Here is a 12,126-nt window from a genome sequence, read left to right on the forward strand (position 1 = left end):
AGTTAAATTTGGCCAAACAGATTAACATAAAAATATTGCGGGTAGTCAATTTCTCAAAACGCATTTTAATATAGAAATTACAATTGTTATAATAAATTAACATCGTTTCATCATATCAAAAAACTCATCGTTAGTTTTTGTCATAGATAGTTTGTTCATCATAAATTCCATTGCGTCAATTTCGCTCATTGGATGAATAATTTTACGTAAAATCCATATTTTTTGCAGTTCATCTTGAGTGGTTAACAATTCTTCTTTTCTAGTTCCAGATCGATTATAGTCAATTGCTGGGAAAACACGTTTTTCAGCTATTTTTCTTGATAAATGTAGCTCCATATTTCCAGTTCCTTTAAATTCTTCATAAATTACTTCATCCATTTTTGATCCGGTATCGATTAAAGCAGTGGCTATAATAGTTAAACTCCCTCCTTCTTCCATATTACGAGCAGCTCCAAAAAACCGCTTTGGACGATGCAAAGCATTAGCATCAACTCCTCCTGTTAATACTTTTCCAGATGAAGGTACAATAGTATTATAGGCTCTAGCTAATCGTGTGATGGAATCTAATAAAATAATGACATCTTTTTTATGTTCTACTAATCGTTTAGCTTTTTCAATTACCATTTCGGACACTTGTACATGACGAGAAGCTGGTTCATCAAAAGTAGATGCAATTACTTCTCCATGCACTAAGCGTTGCATTTCAGTTACTTCTTCTGGGCGTTCATCTATCAAAAGCACTATCAGTACACAGTCTGGATAGTTGTGACTAATACTTTGCGCAATATTTTGTAACAGTATGGTTTTACCCGCTTTAGGAGGTGCTACGATTAAACCTCGTTGACCACGTCCAATTGGTGATGCTAAATCTAATACTCTTGCGGTTAGATCTTCTGTAGAACCGTTCCCTCGCTCCATACGTAATCGTGAGTTTGCATGTAATGGGGTGAGATTTTCAAATAAAATTTTATTACGGGCATTTTCTGGTTTGTCATAATTTACATCACTTACCTTAAGTAATGCAAAATAACGTTCACCTTCTTTTGGGGGTCTAATTTTCCCAGAAATAGTATCTCCAGTACGTAAATTAAAACGACGAATTTGGCTAGGAGATACATAAATATCATCTGGACCTGCAAGATAGGAGCTATCACTAGACCTAAGAAACCCAAAACCATCTTGTAAGATCTCTAATACGCCATCCCCAAAAATATCTTCTCCAGTTTTAGCATGTTGTTTAAAAATAGCAAAAATAATATCTTGTTTACGCATACGTGCTAAATTTTCTAGACCCATACTTTCTCCAAGGTGTACTAACTCAGAAACTGGTATATTTTTTAACTTTGTAAGATTCATAATTATGGATTCTTAAATTGGAGGTATACAATACCGTTGGTATTAAAGAGATATGGTTTATTGCACAACACAATATAATTATTCCCTTTATAGTATGATGGTGCTTAAATTATATACCCAATCCCAAATATTATCGAGAACAGGTATATAATTAAATGCTACTTATTTTATTATCGGATTATCATATAGAAATAGATTTTTAAAAATTCACCAATAATCTCATAACTATATTAGAAAACATGTCTACATTTAATTTATCTTATTTATATTATACAATCGTAATCGCTATTATTACAATGGTTATTGTGCGTCTAATCGTTACTGAAAAATTATATATTTATGGTTAATTACGAAGCAACAGGCTGTCATTCTACTATAATCCTAAAGAAACGTCTACTAACATATAAGATAAATTTTTGAAAATTACAAATATTAAAAATAAGCGTGAAATTTATATATATGTTTTTAAAAATTCTTGTAATTTTTGTTTAGACAACAATCCTATTTTAGTAGATAATACTGTTCCATGGTGAATCAACAATAATGTTGGAATACTTCTAATGCCATATTTTTTAGTAGTTATTGGATTGTCATCTATATTTAATTTTGCTATTTTTAGTTTATCATGAAATTCAACAGCTATATCTTCTAAGATAGGTGTCATTGCTTTACAAGGATTACACCACTCAGCCCAAAAATCAATTAAAAATGGTTTATTGTCTTGATTGATAGAGTTTAATACCTTTTCTTTAAAATCAGAATCTGTCAAATGTAGTATATGATTCAATTTATTCTCCTCTTATAACCTGTTTCTGTTAATTGTCATATGCGTATATAACAATTTGTTAATTTCAGTAAATATCGTAAATTAATTAGTGTTTATTGTTATCTACATAATTAGTCATGGATATCAAATTTTTATTAATTTTATTTAAATAAAATATGTAATTTTCACTTATATCATCGGCTAAATGATCCTTCCTGATAACAAGATACCTTAAAATCAGTGTATGATCACAGTTTGGGTTTTAATTATTAATACATGATAAATTTTTCATGTTTTGCATATGATTTCTTAATTTAATTCCAACTTTTTCTATTGCATGATTTCTAATCATTTCATTAGTATTACGTAAAATAATATTATCTATTTTAATTTCTTCGGGCGATATACCTAAATCTCCTTTTTTTAAATCAGGTATTATAGTTTTTTGTAATAAAGGCACTACTGTATTACAAAACAAATAATTTCCGTATTCTGCAGTGTCGGAAATTACCGTATTCATTTCATATAATTTTTTTCGAGCTATAGTATTTGCAATTAAAGGTAATTCATGTAATGATTCATAGTATGCTGATTCTGGCGTTATACCAGCTTTTGTCATTGTGTCGAAAGATAGCTCTACTCCTGCTTTTATTATAGCTACCATTAATATTCCGTGATCAAAATATGTTTGATCCAAAATCTCTTGTTGATAGTTTGGCGCTTGTTCTAACGGAAGTTGACTGGTTTTTTTTCTCCAAATAAGTAATTTAGAATCATTATTCTTCCAATCTGACATCATTTCTTCAGAAAATATCCCGTTAAGTATATTTTCCATATGTCTTTCAAAAATTGGTTTTAATATATTTTTTAATTTTTCAGATAATATAAAAGCGCGTATTTTAGCAACATTAGACAATCGGTCCATCATTAATGTGATACCCCCGTGTTTTAATGCTTCGGTTATGGCTTCCCAACCATATTGAATAAATTTTCCCGAATATCCAGAATCAACACCATTGTTAATCATATAGTCAAAACAAATAATTGATCCTGCTTGCAACATTCCACATAAAATAGTTTGTTCTCCCATAAGATCTGATTTAACTTCTGCCACGAATGAAGATTCTAATACTCCAGCATGATGACTACCGAGTGCAAATGCCCAAGATTTTGCCAATTCTATTCCTATATTATATACATCGTTTTCTTTATGCACAGCAATTAAGGTAGGTACACCAAATCCTCGTTGATACTCTTGACGAACCTCCGTGCCAGGACATTTTGGAGCAACCATTATGACAGTGATATCTTGTCGAATTTTTTCTCCAACTTCCACAATATGAAATCCATGTGAATAGCCTAATACAGATCCATGTTTCATTAAAGGTTCTATTTTTTTTACCACTTCTGTGTGATTTTTATCTGGAGTTAAGTTAATAACAATATCTGATTTTGGAATAATTTCTTCATAAGTTCCTATAGTAAATCCATTCTGTGTCGCCCTTGACCAAGATTCTTGTTTGTTAATAATGGATTCTCGACGCAAGGCATATGAAATATTTACCCCTGAGTCTCTCATATTTAAACCTTGATTTAATCCTTGAGATCCACAACCTATTATAGCTATTTTTTTAGATAGTAAGGCTTGGATTCCTTTAGAAAATTCATCACGACTCATAAATCGGCATTTTTTTAAATGTTTTAATTTTTGCATAAAAGTTAATGTATTAAAATAATTGGTCATAACATACCTTTTTAAATAATGTTAAAATAATTCAATAATTTTGTATAAAAAATAATTTTTTAATTTAAAAATACTCTAAAAACTGGATTAGTTGTGACATCATGCCATTCATATCCTAATTTAGATAGGTATTGTTCAAATTTTTCTTCTTCTTTTTGGTTAGATAATTCAAATCCAGCTAGAACACGCCCGTAATCAGTGCCATGGTTTCTATAATGGAACAGAGAAATATTCCAATTAGCGCCTAAAGTATAAAGAAATTTTAATAATGCTCCTGGAGCTTCTGGAAATTCAAAACTGAAAATTCGTTCCTGTAAAGACTGGAATAAATGCGCCCCTACCATATATCTAACATGCAATTTTGCCATTTCATCATCAGACAAATCTACGACGTGAAAACCATTAGCGAGTATTTCTTGTATTATTACTTTTCTTTCAGAATATCCATTTTTTAAACGTATACCAATAAATATGCAAACTTTTTTGGATCCATTATAACGATAATTAAATTCCGTTACCGATCTGTTTCCCAATATTTTATAAAATTCTAAAAAACTACCTTTCTTTTCTGGAATAGTAATTGCCATTAATGCTTCTCGTTGTTCTCCTAGCTCACAACGTTCTGAAATATAACGTAATTCATGAAAATTTATATTAGCACCTGAAAGAATATGAGCTAATCTTTCACCCCGTATTGCATATTGTTGAATGTATTTTTTCATTCCAGCTAATGCTAAAGCACCTGAAGGCTCAGCTATAGCGCGTACGTCTTCAAATAAATCCTTTATTGCAGCACAAATTGCATCATTATCTACTGTAATTACGTCATCTAGATATTTTTTACATAAACGAAACGTTTCATTTCCAACACATCGTACAGCTACTCCTTCCGCAAATAAACCTACTTTATGTAGCCATACTGGCATTCCAGCTGATAATGCGGCGCATAAAGAAGCTGATTCTGCTGATTCAACTCCTATAACTTTTATCTGGGGCATAAGATGTTTAATTAACACAGAAATACCTGCAGCTAACCCACCTCCTCCTACTGGAACAAAAATACGATCTAAATGAGCATCTTGTTGTAACAATTCCATCGCTAATGTTCCTTGACCTGCTATAACCGTTGGATGGTCGAACGGAGGAATGAAAGTTAATTGGTGTTGATCAGCTAGAGACATAGCTTTAATTTTAGCTTCATCAAAATTAGCTCCACATAATAATGGTTTTCCTCCAAAATTACGTACTGCGTCTATTTTTATATCTGCAGTGTTTGTAGGCATTACAATCAAAGATGTTATACCAAGATGAGCGGCAGACAAAGCTACTCCTTGAGCATGATTGCCTGCTGATGCTGTAACAACTCCAGAAGATTTTTGTGCTTCATTGAGACTGGAAATCATAGCATAAGCGCCTCGTAGCTTAAAGCTATGTACTGGTTGTCTATCTTCACGTTTTACTAATACTATATTTTTGAAACGTTGTGATAATTTGCGCATAATTTGCAATGGTGTTATTTGAGCTACTTCATATACATGAGAACGTAAGGCAGTTCGTAGATATTCTGCGGGACAGGGTGCATTAGGAAAATAATTAAATTTTTTCATGTATAATGTTATCCCAATAACTTGGATTTATCACGAACAGCGCCCTTGTCCGCACTTGTTACTAAATGGGCATACGCTTTTAAAGAAGTGGATATATTTCTATTTCTGTTTATTGGAGTCCATGCTTTAGTGCCTCGAGCAATTTCTAATTTATATCTTGTTGTCAGTATATATTCAGGCACTTCTAAGACAATACTACGTGCACTGATATCAATATTAATTATATCTCCGTCATATACTAAGCCGATTAATCCTTTATTAGCTGCTTCTGGAGATATATGTCCGATAGATAAACCGGATGTTCCACCTGAAAACCTACCATCTGTAATTAAAGCACAGCATAAATCTAAGCTCATAGATTTAAGAAAAGATGTTGGATATAGCATTTCTTGCATACCTGGACCCCCTTTTGGGCCTTCATATCGAATTACAATTACATCTCCAGAATGCACATTTCCTGTTAGAATTGCTTGAACCGCTTCTTCTTGGCTTTCATAGACTTTAGCTGGCCCATAGAATTTTTGAAGCTTTACATGAACTCCAGCTGTTTTTACCAGACAACCATCTGTAGCAAGATTTCCATATAATACTGCTAAACCGCCATCTTGGCTATAAGCATGTTCGCGAGAACGAATACAACCAGAGCAACGATCTATATCTAATGAATCCCATCTGTTTGTTTGAGTGAATGCTTGTGTAGTACGTACTCCTCCTGGCGCTGCAGCGTACATATTTTTTGAATCAATATTATCGCAGGAAACAATATCATATTTTAGTAATGTTTCTGATAAAGATTGATTCAATACATTGCGTGTGTTTTCATGTAATAGACCACAACGATGTAATTCGCCAAGTATACCCATGACTCCTCCAGCTCGATGAAAATCCTCCATATGATATTTTTGAGTGTTTGGAGCTACTCTACACAGATGTGGTACTTTTCGAGATAATCTATCAATATCTGCCATAGTAAAATCTATTTCTCCTTCTTGTGCGGCTGCAAGTAAGTGCAATACGGTATTAGTGGATCCACCCATTGCAATGTCTAACATCATTGCATTTTCAAAAGAAGATTTATTAGCTATATTACGAGGCAAAACAGAATAATTATTCTCTTCATAATAAGATTTTGCTAAGTGGACAATATATTTACCAGCATTCAAAAATAATTTTTTTCGATCAGAATGGGTAGCTAATAATGACCCATTTCCTGGCTGAGCTAATCCTAATGCTTCTGTTAAACAATTCATAGAATTTGCAGTAAACATTCCTGAGCAAGATCCACATGTAGGACACGCTTCTTCTTCGATGTTTTGTTGATCAATATTAGAAATACTAGGATTTGCGGCATAAGTTATTGCATCAATTAAACTAAGTTTAAGATCTTTATTAGATAGAGTTACTGTGCCGGATTCCATTGGACCACCTGATATAAAAATAGCTGGAATATTTAAGCGCAATGCTGCCATTAACATTCCAGGTGTTATTTTATCGCAATTAGAAATACACACCATAGCATCAACACAGTGGGCGTTGATCATATATTCTACTGAATCAGCAATAAGATCTCTAGACGGTAAAGAATATAGCATGCCACTATGTCCCATGGCAATTCCATCATCTATTGCGATAGTATTAAACTCTTTTGCAACTCCTCCATTAATCTTAATTTGTTCAGAAACTAATGTTCCTACATTTCGTAAATGCACGTGACCAGGGACAAATTGGGTAAATGAATTAACTACAGCAATAATTATTTTATCAAAATCTTCGGTGGTCATGCCCGTAGCGCGCCATAGTGCTCGGGCACCAGCCATATTACGACCATACGTAGTAGTAGTAGAGCGATATTGAGGCATATATATTTAAACTCCAGTATTATCTATAAATGTTGAGTGTTCAATGGTTAATTGACTGGATCCAACCAATCCCATAGATCTTCAGTTACTCCAGTAAATAAGTTAAAGAATAAGTCTTGTAATCTTTTAGTAATGGGACCAGGTCTACCAGTACCTACTTGAATTCTATCTACACTACGTACTGGGGTTATTTCTGCAGCAGTACCCGACATAAATATTTCATCAGCTGTATATAAAGATTCACGAGACAACACTTGTTCTTGTACTTCTAAACCGATATTTGTTGCTAATTTAATAATAGAATCTCGCGTAACTCCAGGTAAAATAGAAGAAGCGCGTGGTGGTGTTAAGATAATTTTATTTTTAACTTCGAATAAGTTTTCACCAGCTCCTTCTGAAATATAACCATATATATCTAACCCAATTCCTTCGTGATAACCATTTCTGTAAGCTTCATTACTAATTAACATGGATGATAAGTAATTTCCGCCAGCTTTAGCTGAGCTTGGAAGAGTATTTGCTGGAACTCTGTTCCAAGAAGATATCATCACGTCAATGCCTTGCTCTAAAGAATCTGCTCCTAAATAAGATGACCAGGAGAAAGCTGCTATAGCAACGTCTGTGGTATATTTAGGATCCGGGTTAATTTTTATTCTTACGTCTCCAATGAATACTATAGGACGAATATATGCATTAATTAAATTATTTTTACGAATAATTTTTCTGCATGCTTGCATTAAATTATCGATACTCCAAGAAATGGGTATACGATAAATTTTTGCGGAGTCATGTAATCTTTGTATGTGTTCACGATGACGAAATATAACAGGCCCCTTATATGAATCATAACATCTCATACCTTCAAATACCGATGATCCATAGTGCAGAGAATGAGACATTACATGTATTTTAGCTTCTTGCCATGGTATGATATCTCCATTAAACCAAATAAAATTTGTTCTATTCATTTGATTTCTTCCTCGGTGATATAGTCAAATATAATGTTCATTTAAGAATTATTGAATTTATTGAATTTCAATATGATATATATCTGTCAATTTGTTTAATTGAGCAGATAGTAAGTATATTGCTCTATTACTGGAAACAGTCAAAAAAATATTTATTTTTTTATTATCAAATTTGTTATGTGACGACATATTTAACGTATTTAACTCAAAACCACGATGACGTATGACCCTCAGGATACGTTCAAGTACTTCTGGGCAAAATCTAGCTTTAATGCATAAAGAGTAACATGGCATATTATTGCTCCAACATAGCGTCATTTGAAGCACCAGGTGGAACTAGTGGCCAAACGTTTTCATATTCATTGATTAGTACATGTAACAAAAAAGCCTCTGTGTGCATAAATAATAAATTAATCGCATCTGATATTTGAGATTTATGAGTAATACGTAATCCATGAATGTCAAATGCCTTGGCCAAAATAAGAAAGTTAGGATTATCTGTCAATGTAGTTTCACTATAACGTTTATTAAAAAACAATTGTTGCCACTGACGAACCATTCCTAAACGTTGGTTATCTAATAAAACAATTTTAATGGGTAGACTTTTGCGTTTAATAGTGGCAAGTTCTTGTATATTCATCATGAATGACCCGTCACCAGAAATACATATTACCATATGGTTGGGTCGGCCAATTTGAGCGCCAATAGCTGCTGGTGTTCCAAATCCCATAGTTCCAAGTCCTCCAGAAGTAATAAAATTTTCTGGACGATTAAATTGCATATGCTGGGCAGCCCACATTTGATGTTGTCCAACATCTGTAGTAACGATAGCATCGTAAGGAGCATTTTCACTAATTGCTCGTAATAAAGCTGGCGCACAAATTTTGTCGTCAGTTGATTGATAAGACCAACGGTACTTTAGTTTTAAAGATTTTACTTTTATTCTCCATTCGTCAATAGATAAGGATTGTGTTAATGAAAATAGTAAATCGTTTAAATTCCCTGATAAAGAAACATGAGCTAGACGTAGTTTACCGAATTCTGCAGGATCAATATCTAAATGAATTACTTTTGCTTGTGGAGCAAAAGTATGTAATTGTCCAGTTACTCGATCATCGAAACGAGCTCCAATTGCAATGAGTAAATCACATTTTTGCACTGCTAAATTAGCTGCTTGATTACCGTGCATGCCTAACATTCCTAAATAACAATCTTCTGTATAATCTGGCGCACCAATTCCTTTTAATGTTACTACAGTAGGTATTTTTGTTTTAGAAATGAATGTACGTAGCGATGTTACTGCTTGCGCCATTCCCACGCCTCCACCTATATAAAGTATTGGTTGGTATGATTTAAGCATTAATACACGAGCTTTTTCTATATCACCTTTGATGCTACAAACATGCTTTTTATTATTAATATAGTTTTTAGGTATTATTTTTTCGGTAGATAGTTGAATATCTTTTGGTATATCTATTAATACTGGACCTGGTCTTCCTTTGGAAGCAATATAAAATGCTTCATCAATAATACCAGGTATCATATGTAATGAATGTACTAAAAAACTATGTTTAGTGCAAGCTAAAGATAATCCTAATACATCTACTTCTTGAAATGCGTCAGTACCAATAAATTCTAATCCTACTTGTCCAGTAATTGCTACTATCGGGATAGAGTCTAACAGTGCATCAGCTAGCCCAGTGATAAGATTGGTAGCTCCTGGACCAGAAGTTGCAAAGCATACACCAACTTTTCCAGTGGCTCTAGCATATCCTATAGCAGCTATAATCGCTCCTTGTTCATGTCTACATAATAGATGTTTTACTTCAGAATCAAATAATGCATCGTATATTGGCATGATAGCTCCACCTGGGTAACCAAAAATAATATCTACACCTTTGTCTCTCAGTGCTTTTATTATCCACTGAGCTCCGTTCATATTTATTTCCTCTTGTGATTTGTATGAATTAAATAATAATCAAATTAGATTATTCATAAATAAGTGATCGATTTTTAAAATTAATTGTAAACCATATGGAAATTATATATTTTTATTAGATTTAAATAAATTTGGAATATTTATAAAATATTGTGTATTTTATCAAAAATGGCTTTTTTAGAAAAATCCTCGTAACATTTATATTTACGACATCAATATAAGCTTCCGGTGTATCGACGCAATTGTAAAATATAATAATATTATTAGTTTAAAGCGTAATACTGCTATATATAAATAAAATTTCATTTTTTCTGTATATTTTAAACCAGTAAATAATTATATAAAAATTAATCTTTTGTTACATTAGTGTTGATATTTAATTGTTAAGAATATTATATTCTATAATATGTTTTATTAAAAACTAGCAGTAATTTTTAAAACAGTAATTTCCATGTGCTTTAAATATAATAATTTTTTATGATAAATATAAATTATCATTACGTGAATAAAATATAACGCATTTGATATTCTTAAATATTAATAATGATAAATTTTGTTTTGTTTTAATGCTTTTGTTTTAGTGGATACTTTCAATAAGACACATAATACACATTTGATTATATATGTGTGTTTTATTTATATTTTATATGTTACAGATGCGGTATTTTAAAAAGTGATATTTTTGTAAATAATATGATTTGAATAATCATCAGTATATAGATGATTATTGTAGTTTATTGTTATAAGATTGTATATATTTTAATTATTTTGACAATATAAATAAAAACCATAACCGTTTATTTTTATTAAAAATTTTAATTAGTATCGTTTGTTTATTTTTTGAGAAGAACGATATACGATATTAAGATTTTAACTTTTCTATATTAAATATTTATAGATTTCAGTTAATATAATTAATTTTTATATTAAAAAGTGTATAAAGATCCATAAATATATGGGACGATAGTTATTTTTTAAAAAAATATAAATAACAAACACGTAAAAGATACAATATTATTTGCACATATTAAATATGTGTACTGTGAATTATATAAGAATTAAACAATATATTATTTATTTTAAAATTTTTATAGATAGATCACAGGGGTGAAGAGACTTGAACTCCTAACACTCGGTTTTGGAGACCGACGTTCTACCTATTTGAACTACACCCCTTATATTATTAATAATTAATACGGCGCTGCGGTGCGGACGGGATTTGAACCCGTGACCCTCGGCGTGACAGGCCGATGTTCTAACCATCTGAACTACCGCACCGTTATCAATTAAATAATTATTATAGTTAATGCTTAACTAAAAACATATATAACTTTTATTGATAAATTCTGAGAATTTTGTTCTACTGGATGTATTACTTTTACGGTTTACATGTAAAAATTAATTTAACACAAAATTACTCAATATATTTAATTTATGGAGCTAAGCGGAATCGAACCGCTAACCTTCTGCGTGCAAAACAGATGCTCTCCCAGTTGAGCTATAGCCCCACCAAGCTTATCAAGTGTACTGTAACAAGTTTAAAATAAAGATGCAAATTAAAATAATATAATTATAAATTGTTGCTTTATTAAATGCAAATAATTTCTAACATAATGGTTTTTAATTCTTAATGATATTAATATTAGAGTTAATTAATAATTTAGAATTAGTTTAATTGAGTCAACAATTATTTCTTATAAAAAATCTATTGTAATTTGAGATAAATTAATTTAATAAATCTAGCGGTATTAGATTAAGGTTGATAGATGTTTATAAAAATTTGCATTTTTTGATGTTTTGAGTCTATAAAATATTCATATGCACAGATAAAGTTTGATGTTTAATTTAATAATTAAAAAATAGTTATTACATGTTAAGCTCATATTT

General features: G+C 31.4%; 8 protein-coding genes and 3 tRNA genes. All 11 read right to left on the reverse strand.

From position 1 onward, the window contains the following. Positions 1 to 96: 96 nt before the first annotated feature. The 11 genes from rho to M9400_RS00555 all read right to left on the reverse strand — a co-directional run bounded on the left by rho (position 97) and on the right by M9400_RS00555 (position 11,747). Positions 97 to 1,356, reverse strand: a complete 1,260-nt coding sequence (rho, locus tag M9400_RS00505) for a transcription termination factor Rho (protein WP_250232491.1) — start codon at positions 1,354 to 1,356, stop codon at positions 97 to 99. A gap of 451 nt (positions 1,357 to 1,807) precedes the next feature. Further along, positions 1,808 to 2,143 carry a thioredoxin gene (trxA, locus tag M9400_RS00510; RefSeq protein WP_250232492.1) on the reverse strand — a complete coding sequence of 112 codons (336 nt, stop codon included), beginning with the start codon at positions 2,141 to 2,143 and terminating at the stop codon, positions 1,808 to 1,810. A gap of 241 nt (positions 2,144 to 2,384) precedes the next feature. Continuing rightward, the gene (gene ilvC, locus M9400_RS00515; protein WP_250232493.1) at positions 2,385 to 3,866 is read right to left on the reverse strand and encodes a ketol-acid reductoisomerase; all 1,482 of its coding nucleotides are present in this window, start codon (positions 3,864 to 3,866) and stop codon (positions 2,385 to 2,387) included. A gap of 59 nt (positions 3,867 to 3,925) precedes the next feature. After that, on the reverse strand, positions 3,926 to 5,473 hold the full coding sequence (gene ilvA, locus M9400_RS00520) for a threonine ammonia-lyase, biosynthetic (RefSeq protein ID WP_250232494.1): 1,548 nt from the start codon (positions 5,471 to 5,473) through the stop codon (positions 3,926 to 3,928). A gap of 8 nt (positions 5,474 to 5,481) precedes the next feature. Next, positions 5,482 to 7,332, reverse strand: coding sequence for a dihydroxy-acid dehydratase (gene ilvD / locus M9400_RS00525; RefSeq protein WP_250232495.1), 1,851 nt, complete (start codon positions 7,330 to 7,332; stop codon positions 5,482 to 5,484). Between the two features lie 47 nt (positions 7,333 to 7,379). Next, positions 7,380 to 8,300, reverse strand: a complete 921-nt coding sequence (locus M9400_RS00530) for a branched-chain amino acid transaminase (RefSeq protein ID WP_250232496.1) — start codon at positions 8,298 to 8,300, stop codon at positions 7,380 to 7,382. A 57-nt stretch (positions 8,301 to 8,357) separates the two neighbouring features. Further along, the gene (gene ilvM / locus M9400_RS00535) at positions 8,358 to 8,618 is read right to left on the reverse strand and encodes an acetolactate synthase 2 small subunit (RefSeq protein ID WP_420022272.1); all 261 of its coding nucleotides are present in this window, start codon (positions 8,616 to 8,618) and stop codon (positions 8,358 to 8,360) included. After that, on the reverse strand, positions 8,596 to 10,239 hold the full coding sequence (gene ilvG, locus M9400_RS00540) for an acetolactate synthase 2 catalytic subunit (protein ID WP_250232497.1): 1,644 nt from the start codon (positions 10,237 to 10,239) through the stop codon (positions 8,596 to 8,598). Before ilvG ends, ilvM begins: the two co-directional genes overlap by 23 nt. Positions 10,240 to 11,341: 1,102 nt before the next feature. Further along, positions 11,342 to 11,415 (reverse strand) — tRNA-Trp (locus tag M9400_RS00545). Positions 11,416 to 11,443: 28 nt separating this feature from the next. Then, positions 11,444 to 11,517: transfer RNA gene (locus tag M9400_RS00550), tRNA-Asp, on the reverse strand. A gap of 157 nt (positions 11,518 to 11,674) precedes the next feature. After that, positions 11,675 to 11,747, reverse strand: a tRNA-Ala gene (locus tag M9400_RS00555). Between the last annotated feature and the right edge of the window lie 379 nt (positions 11,748 to 12,126).

The sequence above is a fragment of the Blochmannia endosymbiont of Camponotus sp. genome (assembly GCF_023586085.1).
Classification (GTDB): domain Bacteria; phylum Pseudomonadota; class Gammaproteobacteria; order Enterobacterales; family Enterobacteriaceae; genus Blochmanniella.

Bases quoted from the DNA above. Each gene is read 5' to 3' on its own strand.
- ilvC (WP_250232493.1), bottom strand. From the start codon at position 3,866: ATGACCAATTATTTTAATACATTAACTTTTATGCAAAAATTAAAACAT.
- ilvG (WP_250232497.1), bottom strand. From the start codon at position 10,239: ATGAACGGAGCTCAGTGGATAATAAAAGCACTGAGAGACAAAGGTGTA.
- ilvM (WP_420022272.1), bottom strand. From the start codon at position 8,618: ATGACGCTATGTTGGAGCAATAATATGCCATGTTACTCTTTATGCATT.
- ilvD (WP_250232495.1), bottom strand. From the start codon at position 7,332: ATGCCTCAATATCGCTCTACTACTACTACGTATGGTCGTAATATGGCT.
- ilvA (WP_250232494.1), bottom strand. From the start codon at position 5,473: ATGAAAAAATTTAATTATTTTCCTAATGCACCCTGTCCCGCAGAATAT.
- rho (WP_250232491.1), bottom strand. From the start codon at position 1,356: ATGAATCTTACAAAGTTAAAAAATATACCAGTTTCTGAGTTAGTACAC.
- M9400_RS00530 (WP_250232496.1), bottom strand. From the start codon at position 8,300: ATGAATAGAACAAATTTTATTTGGTTTAATGGAGATATCATACCATGG.